The sequence below is a fragment of the Pantoea sp. Tr-811 genome, from assembly GCF_011752535.1.
Taxonomy (GTDB): Bacteria; Pseudomonadota; Gammaproteobacteria; order Pseudomonadales; family Pseudomonadaceae; genus Aquipseudomonas.
On sequence record NZ_VWXJ01000023.1, the window covers coordinates 1 to 20937 of the forward strand.

13 protein-coding genes are annotated in these 20937 nt (G+C 54.2%); 2 read left to right on the forward strand and 11 right to left on the reverse strand.

The genetic code is table 11. The annotated features are described in order from the left end of the window. Nucleotides 1–269: 269 nt before the first annotated feature. The 11 genes from rfbC to F3J44_RS25735 form a co-directional block, all read right to left on the reverse strand. Nucleotides 270–818 carry a dTDP-4-dehydrorhamnose 3,5-epimerase gene (gene rfbC, locus F3J44_RS25685; protein ID WP_167277242.1) on the reverse strand — a complete coding sequence of 183 codons (549 nt, stop codon included), beginning with the start codon at nt 816–818 and terminating at the stop codon, nt 270–272. Next, nucleotides 818–1708 (reverse strand): glucose-1-phosphate thymidylyltransferase RfbA, encoded by an 891-nt coding sequence (rfbA, locus tag F3J44_RS25690; RefSeq protein WP_167277244.1) that lies wholly within the window; start codon nt 1706–1708, stop codon nt 818–820. Before rfbA ends, rfbC begins: the two co-directional genes overlap by 1 nt. Continuing rightward, complete coding sequence (gene rfbD / locus F3J44_RS25695) at nt 1705–2610, reverse strand: dTDP-4-dehydrorhamnose reductase (RefSeq protein ID WP_167277247.1); 906 nt, start codon at nt 2608–2610, stop codon at nt 1705–1707. Before rfbD ends, rfbA begins: the two co-directional genes overlap by 4 nt. Continuing rightward, complete coding sequence (rfbB, locus tag F3J44_RS25700; protein WP_167277250.1) at nt 2607–3683, reverse strand: dTDP-glucose 4,6-dehydratase; 1077 nt, start codon at nt 3681–3683, stop codon at nt 2607–2609. The genes rfbD and rfbB overlap by 4 nt, the downstream gene beginning before the upstream one ends. Nucleotides 3684–4003: 320 nt before the next feature. After that, a complete protein-coding gene (locus F3J44_RS25705) occupies nt 4004–5290 on the reverse strand; it encodes a hypothetical protein (protein WP_167277252.1) in 1287 nt (428 codons plus the stop codon). After that, the gene (locus tag F3J44_RS25710) at nt 5287–7881 is read right to left on the reverse strand and encodes a rhamnan synthesis F family protein (protein ID WP_167277254.1); all 2595 of its coding nucleotides are present in this window, start codon (nt 7879–7881) and stop codon (nt 5287–5289) included. Before F3J44_RS25710 ends, F3J44_RS25705 begins: the two co-directional genes overlap by 4 nt. 19 nt (nt 7882–7900) lie before the next feature. After that, nucleotides 7901–9778 carry a hypothetical protein gene (locus tag F3J44_RS25715; RefSeq protein ID WP_167277256.1) on the reverse strand — a complete coding sequence of 626 codons (1878 nt, stop codon included), beginning with the start codon at nt 9776–9778 and terminating at the stop codon, nt 7901–7903. A gap of 51 nt (nt 9779–9829) precedes the next feature. Then, the gene (locus F3J44_RS25720; RefSeq protein ID WP_167277258.1) at nt 9830–12217 is read right to left on the reverse strand and encodes a glycosyltransferase; all 2388 of its coding nucleotides are present in this window, start codon (nt 12215–12217) and stop codon (nt 9830–9832) included. After that, on the reverse strand, nt 12214–14724 hold the full coding sequence (locus F3J44_RS25725; protein ID WP_205300191.1) for a glycosyltransferase family 2 protein: 2511 nt from the start codon (nt 14722–14724) through the stop codon (nt 12214–12216). The genes F3J44_RS25720 and F3J44_RS25725 overlap by 4 nt, the downstream gene beginning before the upstream one ends. A gap of 104 nt (nt 14725–14828) precedes the next feature. Further along, nucleotides 14829–16286 carry a DUF4214 domain-containing protein gene (locus F3J44_RS25730; RefSeq protein ID WP_167277261.1) on the reverse strand — a complete coding sequence of 486 codons (1458 nt, stop codon included), beginning with the start codon at nt 16284–16286 and terminating at the stop codon, nt 14829–14831. A 17-nt stretch (nt 16287–16303) separates the two neighbouring features. After that, on the reverse strand, nt 16304–17122 hold the full coding sequence (locus F3J44_RS25735; RefSeq protein ID WP_205300192.1) for a hypothetical protein: 819 nt from the start codon (nt 17120–17122) through the stop codon (nt 16304–16306). A gap of 651 nt (nt 17123–17773) precedes the next feature. On the opposite strand from F3J44_RS25735, the gene F3J44_RS25740 reads away from it, so the two are divergent. Next, a complete protein-coding gene (locus F3J44_RS25740) occupies nt 17774–19597 on the forward strand; it encodes a type I secretion system permease/ATPase (protein WP_167277263.1) in 1824 nt (607 codons plus the stop codon). 12 nt (nt 19598–19609) lie between these two features. Then, nucleotides 19610–20935 carry an HlyD family type I secretion periplasmic adaptor subunit gene (locus F3J44_RS25745; RefSeq protein WP_167277265.1) on the forward strand — a complete coding sequence of 442 codons (1326 nt, stop codon included), beginning with the start codon at nt 19610–19612 and terminating at the stop codon, nt 20933–20935. The last annotated feature ends 2 nt before the right edge of the window (nt 20936–20937 follow it).

The window sequence follows — 20937 nt, forward strand, 5'->3', positions numbered from 1 at the left end:
GGAACGCCTGCCGCAGGCGTGCTCAGTGGATGATTACGAAGCCTTGCTGCCGTGGAACTGCACGCCTCATTTGCATAGCTAAGCGCTCGCCCATCTTTGGATAGGTGGGGTTCATGGAGCGCTTACAGACTAGGGCCCTGCTTGGGCAGCCGCAACGGAAAATAGCAGGGGAGAGTATCTTTGGGAAAAGGACTACAGGAAAGGTAAAAATTCTGACTTTTTCGCGGGAAAACGAGGCTGCGCTGACCCGCGCAGCCCCGCTGAAGCTATCAATCGAACAGTTCGGCGTCGCCCAGTGCCACACCCAACTGATCCTTGCCGGACAAGCTAGGCGCGAAGTCGATGGGCCATTCGATCGCGATTGCCGGGTCGTCCCAGGCAATGCAACGCTCGCTACGCGGCGAGTAGAAATCGGTGGTCTTGTACAGGAACTCGGCGGTTTCACTCAGGGTGACGAAGCCATGCGCGAACCCTGGCGGAATCCACAGCTGGTTCTTGTTCTCGGCAGACAGCACGGCACCGACCCACTTGCCGAACGTTGGCGAAGAGCGACGGATATCTACCGCCACATCAAACACCTCGCCCTGAATCACACGCACCAGTTTGCCCTGGGCGTGGGGCGGCATTTGGTAGTGCAGGCCGCGCAGCACGCCTTTCACCGAACGCGAGTGGTTGTCCTGAACGAAGTCGGGACGTTGGCCGGTCACCTCGCTGAAAACGTTGGCGTTGAAGCTTTCGTAGAAGAAGCCACGGTCATCGCCGAACACCTTGGGGGTGAACAGGAAGACGTCGGGAATTGCCAAGGGAACAGCGTGCATCAGAACACCTTTTCTTTGAGCAAGTTTTTCAGGTACTGACCGTAGCCGTTTTTCAGCAACGGTTGGGCCAAGCGCTCAAGCTGCTCGGCATCGATCCAGCCTGCGCGATAGCAGATCTCTTCCGGGCAGGCGACCTTCAGGCCTTGGCGGCGCTCCATGGTAGCAATGTACTGGCTGGCATCCAGCAGGCTGTCATGGGTGCCGGTATCCAGCCAGGCATAGCCACGCCCCATGATCTCGACTTGCAGCTGTTCTTTCTGCAGGTAGAGGTTGTTGAGGTCGGTGATTTCCAATTCGCCACGAGCGGATGGCTTCAGGTCACGGGCTAGGTCGACGACCTGATTGTCATAGAAATACAGCCCGGTTACCGCATAGCTAGATTTCGGAGTCTTGGGCTTCTCTTCAAGCGACAGCACACGACCTCTGTCATCGAATTCGGCCACGCCGTAACGCTCCGGGTCCTGCACGTGGTAGGCGAAGACTGAGGCCCCAGTTTCACGTTTATCCGCACTAACTAGCAGCGATTGGAAGTCGTGGCCGTAAAATATATTGTCGCCGAGTACCAGCGCAGATGGATCATTGCCAATGAAGTCAGCGCCAATGGTGAACGCTTGCGCCAATCCGTCTGGGGTTGGCTGGACTGCGTAGGAAAGGTTCAGGCCCCACTGGTTGCCGTTACCCAGCAGCTGTTCGAAACGCGGTGTGTCCTGCGGTGTGGAAATGATCAGGATGTCGCGGATACCAGCCAGCAGCAGTGTGCTGAGCGGGTAGTAGATCATTGGTTTGTCATAAACGGGCAACAATTGCTTCGAAACAGACAGCGTCGCTGGATGCAGACGAGTCCCCGAACCACCAGCGAGAATGATCCCTTTACGATTGGTACTGTTCATTTGTTAAGAGCTTCCATGAGCATGCGTGTGACGCCACTTTGCCAATCCGGCAAGTGTAGGGCAAAAGAGTCGCGAAGCTTGGTTGTGTCCAAGCGTGAATTCAGCGGGCGACTGGCCGGTGTAGGATACTCGGTCGTGGCAATCGGGGTAACTGTTTCCACCGCCAACAGCTCGCCATGGCTGCGCGCAAAATCAATAACATAGCTGGCGTAGGCGTGCCAGGTGGTTTCGCCAGTAGGCGCCAGATGGTAGATTCCTGCCAGCTCCGGGTTCTGCTGGGCTTGCTGGAGCGCAGCGACAGCCACATCCGCCAGCAGATCGGCACCTGTGGGCACCCCCGCTTGGTCTGCAATAACACTGAGCGTTTGGCGGTCCTTCGCTAGGCGTAGCATGGTTTTGGCAAAATTGTTACCACGCGCCGCATACACCCAGCTGGTGCGGAAGATCAGGTGCTTACAGCCCGAAGCCTCTATCAGCTTTTCGCCTTCAAGCTTCGTAGCGCCGTAGTAGTTCACTGGCGCAACCTTGTCTGTTTCTCGCCACGGAGCAGAGCCGGCACCGTCAAAAACGTAGTCGGTGGAGTAGTGCACCAGCCATGCGTCGAGGCGTTTGGCTTCGTCAGCCATCACCTGGCTAGCCAGTGCGTTCACCTTGTGCGCCAGTTCACGGTCACTTTCTGCTTTGTCCACCGCGGTGTAGGCTGCTGCGTTGACAATAACCTCAGGCGCTATTGCCCGGATCGTTTCACGCAAACCACTAAGGTCCGAGAGATCTCCAGCCAACTCGCCATAGGCTGTCTTAGCTGGATGACGGTCAAGGGCCACCACCTCACCGATTACGCTCAGCGCACGTTGCAGTTCCCAGCCGACTTGGCCATTTTTCCCAAGTAGGAGAATCTTCATGGATTATCCGCTCGCTTGGAGTAGTTGGTATCCAACCACTGCTGATAGCTGCCGCTCTTCACGTGCGCAACCCATTCAGGGTTGTCCAAATACCACTGCACGGTCTTACGAATCCCTGACTCGAAGGTTTCTTCCGGCGCCCATCCCAATTCGCGTTGGATTTTGCTGGCATCGATAGCGTAACGCAGGTCATGGCCCGGACGATCCTGTACGTAGGTCAGCAGCTCTGCATGAGGACGGAATGCCGAATCTGGTCGTAGCTCATCAAGCAGCTCACAGACGGTGCGCACTACCTCAATATTTTGTTTCTCGTTGTGACCGCCGATGTTGTAGGTTTCGCCCACCTTACCTTCGGTTACCACCTTGTACAGCGCACGGGCATGGTCTTCGACGAACAGCCAGTCGCGAACCTGATCGCCCTTACCGTAGATTGGCAGGGGCTTGCCCTCTAGTGCATTGAGGATCACCAGCGGAATCAGCTTTTCCGGGAAGTGGAACGGACCGTAGTTATTCGAGCAGTTGGTGACCAGAGTGGGCATTCCGTATGTACGTGCCCAGGCGCGCACTAGGTGGTCGGAACTGGCCTTACTAGCGGAGTACGGCGAGCTTGGCTGGTAGGGGGTGGTTTCGGTGAACAGGTCTTCCGGGCTTTCTAGGTCGCCGTACACTTCATCGGTGGAAATGTGGTGGAAGCGGAACGCCGCTTTGCGGGCTTCGTCCAGCGTTGCCCAGTATCCACGTGCGGCCTCCAATAGGTTGTAGGTGCCGATGATGTTGGTTTGGATGAATTCAGATGGGCCGCTGATTGAGCGGTCAACGTGAGACTCCGCGGCCAAGTGCATCACTGCGTCGGGCTGGTGTTCACTGAAAACGCGGTCGAGCTCATAACGGTCGCAGATGTCTACGCGCTCGAAGGCGTAGCATGCACTCTTATCGATGGATTGCAGCGACTCCAGATTGCCGGCATAGGTGAGCTTGTCGACATTGACGACCGAATCATGTGTTTCGGAGAGGATGTGGCGAATTACAGCGGATCCGATGAAGCCCGCACCACCTGTAACTAAAATCTTCACGAGTGTTTTCTACCTTGAGGTTCAGACGGAAGCTAAAGGATTCCGCAATGTCCATGATGGAAGCGTTGATCACATGAGTAGTGAGTATACCTCATAGAATTCAAAATTGCGGCCATCTACCGTTGTCATGAACAATTTTATCCACTAATTGACAGTCATAGCAGCTTGCCTTCCATTGCCAGCTAGGAGGAATACTGCTGTAGAGTGAGCGACTAGTGTGTGCAAAATATTTGTGCGTCCTAATGCGAACCATCTTTGTGGACTCTGTATTTAGCTGCGCTCCTCGAATGAGAAATGAGTGAGTGCGCAAAAAATGACTGTCATTCAGTATGATCTAATAAATAGCTTAGTTGTGATAAGTAATATTGGTTTTTGCTATCTCTCCAATGGCTCTCTGTTAGGCTTAGAATGCTAGATAACTCTGCGGGAGAGCATGTTCGAAGCTTTCTGATGATTTCCGATTCGATCCGGAAGTCAGGTCTTGGTGCTCTGATCAAGAAACGGCTTGCGAATACTACAAGAATGCAAGAAGGGGATTCCTGGTCTACAATATTCCAGTCAATATCTGCCCCGGAAAAAACCCGAACGACTCTACTAAATGTGGCGGTGAGTTGAATGGCTACAGACTCAGAAGATGATGAGCCAAATATTAGGCAAGTTTCATCTTTCGCGGCGCAAGGGTTAGTTAAAACTATGATGTTCCCTCTTACCGGAATGAGGTTGTTAAATGGTTGGCACGCAAGTTTTGTTCGGTCCACTACATAGAGGTGTTCAGTTTTTTGTGGGTTAAATTTTATTCCTAGATCGCCCGTCGTTTGAGTTAGTAAATACGGAAAGTTAGCTCTCAGATAAGTGATATTTAGTCTGTCGCAAATGAGTTCTGCGACAACCTGAGCGCCAAAATCAGTCCAGTGAGTGTCATTTTTTGAATATGTAAGATGACGCTCTGATGAAAGTTTTTCAAGAGGATCAATTATAGTCGAATGACTTTGAAACTCTGAGGTAAATTGGTCGTAGGGAGTCAATCCTAACCGTCGGTTTGGGTAGGCGTCAGGATAAACATACTCTTTTGCAGGGGCGATACAGAATCCAAACTTAATCCGATTTGTATCTAATTTTCTTCTTATTTCAATGAAGTAGTCGCGCCAAGCATCAATGTTCGTTTTGTCGATGCAATGCCTTCCGGTGTATTGCGCAATACTTTCATTGTCATCGTTATCAAGGAAAAGATAACCGTTGTGACCCTCTAGAACTGAGAGCGGAGTTAGCTCAACTGAGGCTAGCCAAGTTACAGCGTTGTTATGAATGACACCAAATTGAAAGCTGTGGCGCATTGGGAGGATGATGTTTATCCCGCAGAGAGTTGGTGCCTCTGGATAGAAACTTTTTACATCTGTCCTGGTCGTGTTAGGAGCTACATGTTGATCTGGGTTGAAATCAAAGACAAATTGAAGTGGGGCAGAGTCAGTTGCGAACGCCCACGCACGAAATGGAAGAAAGCTTGCGTCCGCTACTTCAAAGGTTTCAGTGCGCGGAAAGTCGATGGAAAACTTAAATGCGCTCTTGTCAAATTTTTTTGAATGTATTCTTGCTGTTAGTTTTGTCATGCTAAAATTATTGCCTCATCGCGAAAATTAAGAAGCTCCTTGGTTTTCTCAATCGCTTCGGTCATGAGCAAACCTTCGCCAAAATTAGCATCCATGATGGTCGAACTGTCGTAGATCGACTGCTCGCTAGCTCGGTTAACTGCTTTTATGAGGAAGTTTGAAATGTCTTCAGGTGTTCCGTTACCCATATGCAAATTTGGGGAATCACAAATCTTAAGTTTATTATCATAATTATTGGTGTAAGTTTTGAGGCCGGCGGCGAGCATTTCAAATGGAGGGTAGCTTGGGTGCGGGGAAACCATCAAAGATATACCAATCTTCGATTTTGCTAATAGCGCGGCATATTCTTCGAGGCTGACTTTGCCTAGAACTTGGATGCCCATTTCGTCAACTAAAATATGTTCATACTGTTGGCCTAGTGAAACAATCTTCCATTCTTGGCTTTCTGGGTGGTTTCGTTGCCATATCGAAATTGCCTCCAGTAGGATTTCGTTGCAGTTGCGTTCAGCGAAAGGTCGGCCATATACGAGAATTATGTTCTCTTTAGCAGTATTGTTGAGCTTTGTTAATTCAGTTTTGATGCTGGCATTTAATTCAGGCTTTAAAATGATAGTGTTTCCGCTGGACTTTTCTCGCAGGTTAAAGTATTGCTGTAATAAATCTGTATTGTAAACCTTTATCCAGTTGTTCCGATATGTCTCATCCGCCAATTGTGATTTTGAGGACCACCCATAGAAATGAGGCTCATAGTCTTGGACTAAGTAGACGTGCTGGTTGCATTTATTGAACGTAGTTTCTTGGAATGAGCAAATTTGTTGTAGGTGATTTGCGGACCACCATGATGTGGCAATAAATATATCGTTTTTCCGGATCTGGAGATCTCCCTCTGAGCGGGGGACGCCCGATACGATTTGTAGATGGTCCTCGTCTACGCAATATTTAAGTGTAAAGCATGAGTACGTTGGGAATTTTTTTAGAAATAGTGGAGATGATGCGCCGTCAGTAGTAATAATGCGAGCATCGAACCCGCAGGCTATTGCAAGCCTTTTATAGAAATCAAGTGCTGTAGCGATGCCTCCGAAGATGTGCACCGGATCAATGGTAGGGACGAGTAAATTTATTCTTGGTTTTAATATAGGTGACGCGGTGAGCGAAAAAGGAGTTAGCTCGGGATAAAAATGCCGAAGCGCAAGATTGTAGCTATCGGTGCTCTTTTTTATTTCTTGTATGGCTGGTACTGGAGTCCGCTTGTGCTCAGCGAAGTCGAAATACTGCGACGTGGATTTTCGGATTGGAACTAATGTTCTATTTGATTTTAGAACATACATGCCAAATATACGTTCATAAGCATGTGCGAGCGTGCCGTCAACCTGACCATTTTCAAACTCAAAAGAATATGGTGACACCTTAAGTTCAAATATTGGGATCAAATCCTTTGTCCGGAACCAAAACATGGAGCCAGCAGGAAAATCGAGCCTGTCTGTCATTTCCAGGGAGTGCCCTAGCATGGACATCAAAGATTTAGCGCGGCTAAAATTATGACCCCAGTTCATTTGCTCTTTAATAAAGTCTGGTGGTTCTGGATATATTATAGCGGCAGTCTTGTGCTTTTGAAAAATATCATCAATTTTGTCAATGTTTCCGAGCAGGGACTCAACACAGTAGCCCATCCAATCTGATCGGGCGGATCCGTAATGAAGCGATTTTTTTGTATGGAGATGAAGTGCAAATTCATATCTCTTGATCTCCTCTGTAAAGCCGGTCACAAATGGGGCAATATCTCTTCCCCTGTTTGGGAAAATCTTATAGTTTATACTATCGGAATACTTGTCTATCAAGTAACTGTAGTCCGTGCCTTCAATGAGTGCAGCGTAGACGTCTAGCCCGGAATTTAAGCATTGAGCAATGGTGTCGTCTGCTATGTCAATATAAAAGCAGTGCAGGAAAACCGCGCAGTTCATGCGTGTTTTTGTTGTTTTAGTGCTGGCAAATTTTATTGTGGGTTGTGTTGTTTGATATCTTTGCTGAAATGAAATCATAGGGTTAAAGAAAAGATTTCTCTTTTCTTTAAAGCCGATTGCGCAAAAATGAGAAAGCGGACTCTGGTTGGAGGATATAAAGAACTCCATAAGCCCAGCTTCGGACTCTAAATACGCAGATGTAGAAAATAACGGGCTAGGATCCTCTCCCTTTTTCCATCCTGTAGTGTGATAGTGTTGGAGCCAGTCGATCGAAGGGTCATCGTCGTAGTTATACGTCTTAACGTACCAATCTCTTCGAAAAATGTCTGACGCTTTTGGTTGTGTTGGAAGTGTACTTCCAGGGCAGGGTTCAATTTTAAGAGATAAAACATTCTCAATGCGGGACACAGTCTCAGATGAGGGCTGCTCAGTTAAGAGGGAGGTGTCACTGGAGGTTGTCGCTATTTTGGCCTTTCGCTCAGCATAGCTGATACTGTTCAAAATGAATTTGGCCATAGCGGGCTGTTCTTTCAGTGCCGCTTTGTAATGCTCAATTGCACGGATATAATTTTGAGCTTTTGTGGCTTCATTGCCTAGCTTCAAAGAAGTTGGGGTGGTTTTGCTTTGCATAGAGGTTTGTCTTGTGAGTTTAGGCTTTTGTTTGTCGTTTAGAAGAGTAAGCGCTAGACAACGTGACTTTCATGAAGTCAGCAACCTCGCACCACTCTTTCCAAGCTACATTTGCCGCTGGGTTCATCCTACTAATTTGGAGTACTTGATTTTTGAGATTTGAGATCAGTGCTGATATAAAAATTTGATCTTGGCCAGATAACTTCGACCAGATATTTGTGTCCATTTGATTGGGTTGGCTAAATCTTAGCTCAAGGCGCGCTCCTCGCTCATCAGTGCTCTCGGGAAACCAGCTCTGGAGTATTTGGCGTGTGCTTTCGGGGAACTCTAAACGAGGATGCATACCAAATTTTTTACCAGCTTCATTGACGGTCGCTAATCTAAAATCGAAACTATTAATCTCGATATGGCCTAGGTTTATATTTTTTAATGATATTCCAATGGACTGGTATTCTCCGATGTGAATCGTGTCGGATAATTGAATCTCATCATATCGAAGTGTTAGTGGCCAGTTCTGAATGCGGTTATAGAATGCTTGAGCGCCGTTGAGTAAGTTGTTTTTTGCACGAGCCTTAACTGATTTGGGTAGAAGTTTGGCTTCGCAGCGACCAATGATGCGTTCAAGTAAAAAGTTCAGTTTGCTCCAGTCAGAGGGGCCTAGATTATTAAGGTATTGTGTCTGTGAGGGATCATTGCTTGGGTGGTGAAATAAAATTTGGTCTGCGTTTTCGTTGGGTAGTTTTGAGAGTGGAAAAGATGCGCCGTTTGACTTGTCAAGGCACAAGTTGAATTGGTTTTCAGTGCTGCTGGTTTTAAAGCTGAGTTTGTTGATTTTTGTATTGCTGATGTATGCGTCTGTCAACAACCACTCGAGACTATTTCCTTGCTCTATCGGGGAAATAATAATGTCGTTACATTCCCAATAATGAGGGTTTTGCTGTAAGATGTTTTCTAGGCGATTTGATATCTTGTCAAGGTTGCTGTTGGTGATCTTTCCTGCTAACAGCTGATTCTCGTAAACCTCTTGGATTTCATGAAGTTGAGAAATTAAAAACTGATTCTCGCTCTCTAACTCAGAGATGAGCTCTGCGTTTTCAGCTTGGCTATGAGTGTTAAGCTGTGCTGCTTTTGCGATTTTTCGTAAATCTTCTGAAAATTTCAGGTTTTCTTGTTTAATTGCCAGGTAGCTCGAAATTATATCGTCAGCAGATTGGTTTTGGTCAATTGTAGGCAGGTATTTCGCTGATTTGTTTTCAGCTTCCAATATTGGTTGGCTGTCAATTGCATAGCTTCTAACTAGGCGGTTTAGAATTGGATCGATTTTGGCGGAGAAATGCCACTGTGCAGTTGTTTTAAGTGCTGAGCAAAAAGTATTATTGATTTTGCTGAGAAGTGGTGCATAATTCTGTGGGATAGTGCGAGAATTTATTAAAGTTGTTCTCTCTGGGTAGCGTTCATGCAAATCAAAAATTGCGCCAGACGCGGAGCACCATTCGTCTGACTTGCTCAGTGCTTTATATGTGGATATGGAGTCTGCTGTTACTGTAGTGCAAACATAATCTTCGTAAGGGGTGTATACAAGAAGGAAGTGAATGCCTGGGTCAAAACTGAGCCAATACTCTGCGGCACGAAGGCTTTCCGTGGTGCTCCAATGCCATAGGCCATGGCTGCGGTTAGCTAGAAAAATATCGACCGCCATCTGATCCCAGAGCTTTCCAACCTGAAGAGTTGAGAAATTTTCAGGTTGCGACCTTAGAACGTGTTCATGCCAAACACGTAAGTTTATTTCAGGGTCGCGCTTAGATGGCAGGGCTTCTTTTAATCCGCTGAGAACCAAGTTATGACATAGTTCGTCAATATGTGGTTGCGAGTTTCCAGTAATGCAAATTGCTTTCATTTTGTGTGAGTGTCGTAGATAGTGAGTGGTTTTTTCTTCGTCAACTAATTACTAGCTGCGAGGGTCTAGGGCTCCCGTGTTACTTAGAGCTAGCGCGAGCCCCCCATAAGGTCCTGTGAGATAGTCATGGCTAATCGCTGGATGATAAAATTCATCCATAAAGCCGTCTTTGGTCCATTGGCTAATAAAGTTATCTTGCTCTCGCTCGGCGCGTGCACGTTTTTCTTTTTTGTCATCTTTGCCTCTGCTGGCAGATTCGGCGTGGATGAGCTTAGCAAATGGTGTCCACGTTATTTTTAAATCAGCCTTTCGCAAACGCATGCAATAATCAACATCATTGAAGGCCACTGGGAACGAAAGTTCATCTAGGCCTCCTTGTTCTTCATATGTTTTCTTGTATGTTAGCAAGCATGCTGCAGTAACTGCGGACTGGCACCGGGCGAGCTGATTAAAGCCAAGATAGCCCGCATCTAAATCCTGTAAATTATTGCCTGAATGTGCAGCTAGCCCATTGATACCAACAACGACACCTCCGTGTTGCACCATACTGTTGGGCCAGATCAATTTAGCTCCTACGGCTCCGACATTTGGCCTAAGTAAACGAGACACCATCTCTTGAAGCCAGTCGTTATGGGTGATTTCAATGTCATTGTTAATCAGGCCAATTAAATCTCCGCTAGCATGCTTGACGGCTCGATTGTTAATGGATGAATAATTGAATGGATAAGGGTGGGGTAGCACAATTACCCCCCGAGATTTAATGTGTTCTAAATAGTTTAGTGTTTCAGGGTCGGTGGTTTGGTTATCAACTACGATAATCTCAAGGTTTGGATATTCAGTTTTGCTAAGGAGGCCTTCAATACAGGCTTGAAGCAATCTGAACTGATCCCTTGTGGGGACAATCAGACTAACCTTTGGAAGTTTTTTTGGCAGCGGCCAATGGACTCTGAGTAGAGAGGGGTATATTGGCAGCCGGCTAACGGTAGCGCTAGAGTCTAGTTGCTGACAAAGCCATTCAATTGCAATCAATCGATCGGCCGATGCTTCTGCCATTTCAGGGCTGATCGGAGTGTCAACAGAGCGATGGTATGCAATGCGTGGAAGATGTAATACTTTGGCTTCAGTTACTTGAGACATAAATGCGACACTCGCCAGCAGGTCGTGCCAGTTCACCTTTGATGATTCAATTCGGCTCGCAAGTTTTGCTAATGCTTGGATGAGAATCTCGGATCGAAAAATTGCGCCCGGAGTGTAGATATCTGCTCCAATGAATAAATCGATATCCCACACCGGCTTCAGCCATGGCAGGCTACGCTCGCCTTGGGGGCCGTCGCGGTCGCAGTCGGCAAATGCCCACGCAGTGCCATCATCCAGCAGAGCGCTGAGGTGAGGCAGGGCAAACGGTGCCAGTCGATCCCCGGCATGAATCGGCAAGATGCGATCGCACCCTGCCGATAGCAACCGGCCAAGCGCCGGCGCAAGGTCAGCCGATGGTGCGGTAGCGACTTCATGAATATCCGCACGGTTGGCGGCCAGGCTTTCCAGGCTGGTTTGTTCCAGCGCTGCATCCCCCTCGCTGACCAACAGCAGGCCGAGTTTGCCCTGCAGAGCAGGGGAGTCCTTTTCATCCAAGCGCTGGAACGCTTCGAACCACTGCGGATAACTCTCCCAGCCAGCACTCTTCGGCAAGCGCAGGCTTTGTTCATTGGCAACTGCAGTCAGCAGTTCCAGCGTTGCCTTGTCCTGGGTCGGGTCGAGCTTGCGAATCAACCCTTCCACGCCCTCTGGCCAGCAGCACAAGCGAATCGGGCTGCCCGCCAGGGGCTGCCCAAGGTCGTTGACCACATCCAGTATGTGCACTTTGCCGTCAGCCAATTCCCACGGCAGGTCGATCGCAAAGCCGTGGTCGCTGGTCGCCCGGTACGCCAAAGCTTGGTTGTGTACGTTGCAGGTGCCCTGGCCGACCACTTGGTTGCCTTCACGCACCGTCACTTGTACATGGCGGCGCGGTGCCTGTGGGTCCCAGCACCAGCCACCCACCCGCAGGCCGCCGGTGTGCCACACCTGCGAGGCGATGGAGGCGCTGTCTTGGCTGGGCGCGGTGGGCAGCAGTATCTGGCCTTCCAGGCTGAACCCCTGGTTGGCAACTTGTGCAGTGATAACCCGCGCTTCATCCAGCCAGTTCTGGCGCAACTGCACCACGAACCCGTGGTACTGGTCGCCGGCGCTGGCCTGTGGCTCGTACTGGTCGGCACGCACAAGGGCCACGCTGGCACCGTCGACGAACACCTCGATGGCCAGGCGTTGCTCTGGCTGCGCGTTGTCCATGGCCCAGCCATGCAGCACGTCACCCTGCAGGCCAAGAATGGCGCCGCTGAACGCAGGCAGGGTGACGGGCTGTTGCGCCGCCTGTGGTTGGTCCAGGAGGTGTTGGGTCATCGGTCCAGGCTCGGGGTAAAAGGCAAAGAGGTAAGGGCAGTTGCGCCGGCTTCGCTTGCCAGCAGGCCGGGGTGGGCGTACAGGGGTTGGGCCAGTTCATCGGCCAGCGCCGGTGCGCACCAGTCGCTGCCGGGGTGCTCGGCCAGGCTCAGCACGCCATCGCAGCCCGCCGCCTGGGCGCGTTCGGCCAGGCTGAAATCATGCAGCTCAGGCAGCTCGTGCACGGCGCCGGTGGCGCGCAATTGCTTGAGCCATGGGCTATTGCCCTGGGCCAGCAAGCGCAGGGGTAACTGCTCGCGGTGGATATGCCGGGCCAGCTTCAACCAGCGCTGGGCTGTGCCTGCATCTCGCAGGTGGTCACCGATCAGCAGTGCCTTGGGCATGCTGGCGGGTGCGCTGCCGCATGCCGGGTGGGCGAGTGCAAGCAACTGGGAGCCCGGCAGGGCACTGGCGTAGGTCGCCTGCAGCGCCTGCCAAGGCAGCTGCACGCTAGCAGCTTCGCGGGCAAAGCGTTGCCAGTCGTAATCGCCTTGCTGGCTGAGCAGGCGGTCGTCGTGGCAGAGAATGCGGTAGGGGATGGCCAGCAGGGCAGGGAGGTCGCACAAGGCTACCGGGCAGCGTGCCAGTTGCTGGAATACCAGGGTTTGCAGCGGCAGCTTGCGTAGGCTGTCTACCAGGGCGCCGAGCTCGTCTGGCAGATCGAATTCAAGGTTCAGGGCCAGCGGCTGCAAGGGCGCGCGCAGTACGGCCCACTCGCGATGGCTGTCGCGGTGGTAGCTCAGGCTGAAGTCGGCGCTGTCGTTCGTGCCGTCGTGAATGTACAGGGCTTTGTCGGCTTGGGCGGCCCAGCACGTGTGTTGCTCGCTCGCCGTCTTGCTTGCCAGGTGCTCAAGGCGTGCCTGCTGCAGGGCCTGGCGGGCCGGCTTGATCGGGTCGCGCAGGGTGAAGGCGTTGTAGCGCGCCGAGGCATCGGGGTAGCGTTTGCGCAGGATGGCGTTGTTGTGCGCCACGCGCATGACCTTTTCGGCACCAAACGAGATGCCGCCCTGGTGGGCGACGAACACATTGGGCGCCCCCATGTGCCGCCAGCCGTGCTCGCGGGCACGCAGGCACCAGTCGGTTTCTTCACCGTAGCCGCGTGCCAGGTGCACTTCGTCCAGGTAGCCCACCTGGTCCAGTGCGGCGCGCTTGATGTACAGGCAGAAGCCGCAGCCGGTTTCGATTTCCATGGGCGCGCTGTTCACCTGGCGGGCCAGTTCATCCAGCTCAGCCTGCGCCTGGGCGCTTGGCATGTCATGGCACACCTGGCTGCGCGGGAAGCTCATCAGCTCGCCGTTATTGGTGAAGGGCGTAACCGAGGCGATGTCTTCAGCGCCGTAGGCCACCTGGCGCAGGCGGTCGAGCCACGCGCCGTGCACGCGGGTGTCGGCGTTCAGCCACACCACGTCCTTGTTCGGGCTCAGGGCCATGGCGCGGTTCATGGTGCGGATGAAGCCCAGGTTCACGGCGTTGTGCACCAGGGTGATCTTGCCCTTGGCGGCCAGCACTTTCAGGGCCTTGGTCAGCTTGGGCTGTGGCGAGGCGTCATCCACCACCACCAGGCGGTGCGGCGTGCGGTTGAGCTTGCGGGCTTCCAGCGCGCTGTTGATGCACGCCAGGGTTTCTTCCAGGCCGTCGTACACCGGGATCAGCACGTCGACCGGTTGCTGCAGGCCTCCACCGCTGGCAGCAGGGGGTGGAACCAAAGCCGGCATGGCGTACACCGGGCTGCCCAGCAGGGGTGAGCCATCGGTAAAACGCACGTGCACGGCGGCTGTCGGGTTTGGCACGCTGATGCAGATGCCGCCATGGGTGGCAGGCAGGCCGGCGGCGCTTAGCAGTGGGTGAGGGGCGCTGGCACTGGTCGCGACCTTGGCGCCGTTGGCTTCCAGCTGCAGGGTCACAGGTGTTTGCAGGCTGCGCAGGTCGATGGCCCAGCCATGGATTTCACGGCGTTCCTCTACATAGCGCATCACGCCGAGGGTGCGGGGGGCGCCGGGCTGGGTGGCCAGCAGTTTGAGCAGCAGGGCCAGCTCCTTGCCGGAACTGATTTCGGGCAGGTAGGCCAGAATCATCCGGCGCAGCTCGGCAGGTGCAAGCGCTTCGCTGCGGGCCTGCCACAAGGTCATGCGAATGGCGGCTTCGTTGGGCTGTTGCTGCCAGGCAGTGGTCAGGTACTTGCAGGCCAGGGCGCTGTGCCCCTGGGCCAGCAGGCTACGGCCGATCAGCGCGTGGACGTCGGCGCGCTCGGGCAAGGCCCGGGCAGCGTTGGCGAAAAATAAAAAGGCCAGCTCAGGCGCCTGCGGCAGGGCCGCGATGCCTTTCCACAATTGAGCTTCCGGCCGGTACTCGGCGGTTTGCAGGGCGCGCTCGAGTGCGGCAGCCGCCAGGTCGTGCGCATTGGCCTGCCGATGGCGGTGGAAGGTGTCCATGAGCGTTTCGCGCCCATGGTCAAGAATTCTGGACATAAGCTTGGCTTGGCTACAAAAAATAAAAAGAGGGGCGACCCGAAAGTCGCCCCTTTGCATACACCCGGCCTTGCGGCCGGGCATACGCGCTACAGCAGGGCTAGTTACACCTGGCCGTGCAGCACAACGACGTTGTCGATGTGCGCGATGGCTTCGTCGGAACCAACGATGCCCAGGGCAACGTCGGCGTGGGTGCCGCCGTTGTCCAGCACAGCTTGCCATGCAGCTTTGCCAGCTTCGTCAGCGGCGCGGCCGGTAGCCGACAGGTACAGGCTGTCGATGAAGTCGCTGTCGGACTTCAGAGCAGCTTCGGCCGAGCCAACGATGCCAGCAGCCACTTCAGCACGGCTGGTGCCGCTGAACAGCTGGGATACCCAAGCGTCCAGGCCTTCTTGCTCAACTTCGCGGCCCAGTACGTTCAGGTACAGTTCGCGGACGAAGTCGCCGTTGGACTGGTCTGCAGTTACAGCTTCATCCGACAGCGCGATGCCTGCTGCCACGTCGCTCAGCGAACCACCGTTGGCCAGTACGGCTTGCCATGCAGCGGAGCCATCTGCGTCAGCGTCGCGGCCCAGCAGCGCTTGGTACAGCTCGTTGATGTCGGCAGCGGTATTGGCGCCACCGAACTCAGCCGAGTTCAGGAACTGGTTGGCGATGTCAGTCAGCGAAGTGCCATCGTTCACCAGACCAGTGAAGGCTTTGGCGCCGCCTACATCAGCGTCGCGGCCCAGGATGCCTTGGTACAGGCGCAGTGCAGCTGCTTCGTCTTCGCTGTGAGCCAGGGCCACAGTTTCAACGGTGTCACCATTGACGAAGGTCAGGAACTCAGCGTTGCTGATCAGGGCAGTCTGGCCAACGCCTTCAGCCGAAGTCAGGTTAACGCTGTAGTTGCTGCCAGTGGTGAAGTCGTAGTTGGTGCGCGAGCCGTCCAGTTGGACTACGTCATAGCCAGCACCGGTGTCAACGATATCGGTGTGGTTGACGCCGCTCAGTACGATGGTGTCGTTACCCGAGCCGGTGGTGACGTTGTTGTTGCCTGCGCCAGCGATAACGGTGTTGTTACCGTTGCCAGTCACGATGACATCGTTGCCGTCGCCAGCGTCGATGTGGGTGTTCTGGTCGCCTTTGATGGTGATGGTGTCGTTGCCATTGCCGGTTGCAACAACCAGTTCAGGCGCCGAGGTGTCAGCAGCCACTGCAATGTCAGCAACGCGGGCAGCGAACAGCTGCACAGGCGCGGCGGCCGGGGCGTCTACGGTGACGACCAGGTTGGCATCGCTCTGCAGGAAGATTGCGCGAGCGCCAGCGTTCACTGCTTCGTTCACATCTACGACAACTTGGTCATTCTGTGCGCCAGCAACGGTGCCGTGAACGACGTCGACACTGCCGGTGGTCGGCAGCACAACGGTGTTGCCAACAACGCCGGCTACGCCAACCGATTCTACGGTGTCCAGGCCCAGCAGGGAGGAGATGGCGTCAACGGTCGCGGCCGAAACATTGGCATCTACGTTGTTCAGCGATTGCAGAAGGCTTTCGCTCGATACGGGGCTATCGTATTGCATGATGTATTCCTGTTACTTCAAGCCGGTAGGCTTGCTGTACTGATTTTCTGCGGTTGCGCAGAGTGTTCCCACGGAGATTTAGAGCGGGCAGCGTTCATCTTCGTAACGGGAGTTATGGCGATATGCAGCGCCACCAGAGGCTCGGTGCCAGTGGGGCCATGCATCATCTGATTAGTTACCAGGCTTTGTGGCTCGGCGGTGCCGAACACAATGTGGCCTGTGAGTTCGTAGTGTTTGCGTTGCGGGCCGACCAGGCTGAAGCCGGCGCAAATCAGCGGCAGGCCTTCGCCACGCACGCCAACGAAAGTGCCGGTGGACACGTTGCGGCTAGGGCCGGAGCCGGCGACCATGCAGGTGTACAGCAGGTCGACACCGGCCGGCTTGTTCGGCCAGTTCACGGCAAAGCTTTCAATGAATTCGTTGCTGTTCGGGGTGCCGACCCAGCCTTCCTTGGAAGTTACTTCACCTGTGGTTTGCAGGTGGGCGGTCAGCTCCAGCGGCAGAGGCGCTGTGCTGCCGGCGATAGCTGGGGTCGGTTCACCGCCGGCCACCACGGCAAAGGTGCGCATGATGGCGGGGGAGGTGTCGATGCGGTCGATGCGCAGGTCGATTGGGTCGATCACCGCGTCGAACATGTGGTACTCGGTGATCAGGACGGTGGTGACGCCACCTTTCACACGGGCCACGATGGTGTCGCCCAGTTTGGTCAGCATGTTCTTGCTGACACCTTCGGCGGGGAAGAAGTCGATGGAGCCTTTGCCCAGCGGCGCTTGTTGCAGCGCGATGCAAACCGGCTTGTCGGCAGGGGGCTGCGAGGCATAGCGGAAAATGTACATGCCCGGCTCGAGTAGCGTCACTCGCGAGCTGATTTTCAAACCATCTAGGGTTTGCGAAGGCATAGACATGGCGTTGTTAAGCTCCTTTTAAACACACTGGCAGCTCACTTGCTCAAACCCGTGCATACACCAAACGGCCTTACTGGCCTTTCCCTGCGAAGGGGCGAAGATGCAGTGGTGTGAAAAAGTTGTCAACCGCAGTGGGTAAAAAAAATTTCATCAAAAAAGTGAACTAAATCACCTTGTTCGTGCTCCGGAGCGGTCTGGGAAGGTGGTTGAAGGGCCATCGCCAGGCAGCCTTTTTGCGTTCTAAGTAACTTGAAATCAAGAGCTTACAGGCTTTTAGTTGACTTGGGTCAAGCCTTCTGTTTTTTTGGCGCCGAAATACTGTCGCTCGTCGGGTCAGGCTACCGTCTGTCGGCATGTGTGCCGCCGCATGTGGCAATCTGATGTGTAACTAAGGTTAGGGTCGAGCCCGTCGGGCAGGGCCCTATGCCTGCATTTCTCAGCCGGTTAGCAAGTTTCATCAATCAGCCGCCAGTGGGTTGTGTATCGGGTGCCAGGTCAATGACTTGAGGAAACGAACACGCCGCTCGTCTAGACGGGTGGTACACTGCCGGCCGTTTTCGCCTTTCCTCGCGTATGGATACTATGAGTTCACTATCCGAAAATAACCTGCAGTCCGCCCTCAAAGCCTGTAAAAGCAGCTTCCTTTCGGTCGGTTTCTTCAGCTTCTTCGTCAATGCCCTGATGCTGGTACCCACCTTCTTCATGATTCAGGTGTCGGGTCGGGTTATTCCTTCGAGTAGTACCTCCACCCTGCTCATGCTGACGCTCATCTTGACGGTGCTGTTGGTGACCATGGGGGCGTTGGAGTGGGTGCGCTCACGCATCATGGTGCGCATCAGCAACCGTCTGGATGTGATGCTTAGCCGAGATGTGTACCGAGCCAGCTTCAAGCGAGCGCTAAATAGCGGTGGTGCTGATGCCACGGCGCAGTCGCTCAATGATCTGACTTCGTTACGCCAATTTTTCACCGGTTCCGGCATGTTTGCGTTCTTTGATGCTCCGTGGTTCCCGATCTACACCATCGTTATGTTTCTGTTCCATCCTTGGTTTGGCTGGATGACCGTTGCGTGTGGGGTGGTGCTTACCGTATTGGCTGTGGTCAACCATCGCGTAACGGGAAGGGCGCTAGCGACAGCGAACAAAGAAAACGTTGCATCCAACGTGATCACTACCAAGACTCTTCGCAATGCTGAAGTGATTGAGTCTATGGGGATGCTCGAAACACTCATGAATCGTTGGGCCAAGCGTCAGCGAAATATCATGCTGTTGCAGTCCGAGGCCAGCGATAAGGGCGGTACAGTCAGCTCCACATCAAAGACCTTCCGCACCTGGGCGCAATCAATAATGCTGACTATCGGTGCATATCTGGTGGTCACCCATGAAATCAACCCGGGCTTGCTGATGGCGGGCTCTTTGTTGCTCGGTAGGGCGCTGGCGCCAATTGACCAGATGATTGGTAACTGGAAAGGGTTTGTTTCCGCCAAGGTGCAGTACGACCGCCTGAGCAAGGTAATGGACGACCTGAAAAACGAACCCGAGCGCATGCCGCTGCCGGCCCCCGAAGGCCACATCCAGGTCGAAAACCTGATCGTTACCCCGCCCGGCGCCAAAACCCCGGTCCTGCGCAGCATCAACTTCGTGACCCCAGCCGGTTCCATTGTCGGCATCGTCGGCCCAAGCGCCGCCGGCAAGTCCACCTTGGTGCGTGCCCTGATGGGCATTTGGCCGCCACAGCACGGCGTGGTCCGCCTCGACGGCGCCGATATCGCCAGCTGGGACAAACAAGCCCTGGGCCCATACGTCGGCTACCTGCCCCAGGACATCGAGCTGTTCGAAGGCAGCATCAGCGAAAACATCGCCCGCTTCGACAAAGTCGACCCGGAAAAGGTCGTGCAGGCCGCGCAAATGGCTGGCGTGCACGAAATGATCCTGATGCTGCCCGACGGCTACGACACGGTCATCGGCAGCGACGGCATCAACCTCTCCGGCGGCCAGCGCCAGCGCATCGGCCTGGCCCGTGCGCTGTACGGCAACCCGCGGCTGATCGTGCTCGACGAGCCCAACTCCAACCTCGACGACATCGGCGAGCGCGCCCTAGGCGTGGCCCTGCAGAAGCTCAAGGAAACCGGCGCCACGGTGTTCATCGTGTCGCACCGGCCCAATATCCTCACGCGCCTGGACCGCATTCTGGTCATGGCCGGCGGCACCGTGTCGCTGTACGGCGAGCGTGACCGGGTCATTGCCGAGTTGGCTGCCCAGCAGGCCAAGGCCCAAGCCCAGGCCCAGCAGCGTGTTGCCCAGCCGTCGGCCCCGCAACCACCGGCGGCCGCCCCCGCCGCGCCTCACCCGGTTTCCCCCGCGGCCCCTGCCGCTGCGCCCGCAGCTCCTGCCGGCACTGGCGCGTAAAAGGATTTTCAGATGAGCAGTAAAGCGATCACCACGTTCGACCACAATTTCGACGACATGCCCACCTCCGACCGCGGCATCCGCCGCATCGGCCTCACCATTGTGTTCGTCACCTTCGGCATCTTCGGCACTTGGGCGGCGTTCGCCCCGCTCAGCAATGCCGTGCATGGCTCCGGCACGGTTACCGTGCAGAACTACCGCAAGACCGTGCAGCACCTGGAAGGCGGCATCGTCAAAGAACTGTATGCCCGTGACGGCGACTTGGTGAAGAAGGGCGACCCGCTGATCGTGCTGGACGAAAGCCAGCTCAGCTCCGAATACGAGTCCACCCGCAACCAGTTGATCGTCGCCCGCTATAAAGAGGCGCGCTTGCGCGCCGAGCGCGACGGCCTACCGGCAATTCCGGCCGTGACCATGGAAGGCACCGATTCGGACCGTGCCAGCGAGGCGCTGGCCGGTGAACAGCAGGTGTTCAAGGCTCGTCGCGACTCCTTGCAAGGTGAGATTTCGGTCAACCGTGAGCGCATCGAGCAGATGAAACAGCAAATCGCCGGCCTTAACGACATGATCCGCACCAAAACCGGCCTGGAAAAATCCTACAGTGGCGAGATCAAGCAACTGAAGGAACTGCTCGCCGAAGGCTTCGTCGACAACCAGCGACTGCTGGAACAGGAACGCAAGCTGGACATGCTCAAGACTGAAGTGGCCGACCACCAGTCGAATATCACCAAGACCAAGCTGCAGATTGGTGAAACCGAGCTGCAGATTGTGCAGTTGAAGAAGAAATTCGACTCCGACGTGGCCAAGGAGTTGTCCGATGTGCAAGCTCAGGTCTTCGACCTGCAGGAAAAAGAAGCTGCGCTGCGTGATCGGCTGTCGCGTGTGGTGATCCGTGCGCCGGAAAGCGGCATGGTGCTGGATATGAAAGTGCACACCATCGGTGGTGTAGTCAGCGCTGCGACTCCGTTGCTGGACATTGTACCGGCCTCTTCGGAGCTGGTGATCGAAGCCAAGGTCGCGACCAAGGACATCGATCGCCTTGAGCTGGGCAAAACCGCAGACATCCGCTTCAGCGCCTTCAACCAGGCTACTACTCCAGTGATTGAGGGCACCCTGACGCGCATCTCAGCGGATAGCCTAATTGAAGAGCGCACCGGCGATCCTTACTACCTCGTTCGGGTCAGCGTCACCGAAGACGGCATGAAAAAGCTCGGCAACCGCAAACTGCAGCCCGGCATGCCGGCTGAAGTCCTGATCAACGCAGGCGACCGCACCATGCTGCAGTACCTGTTGAAACCGGCGCGCAACATGTTCGCTGAATCGCTGATCGAGGAATGATT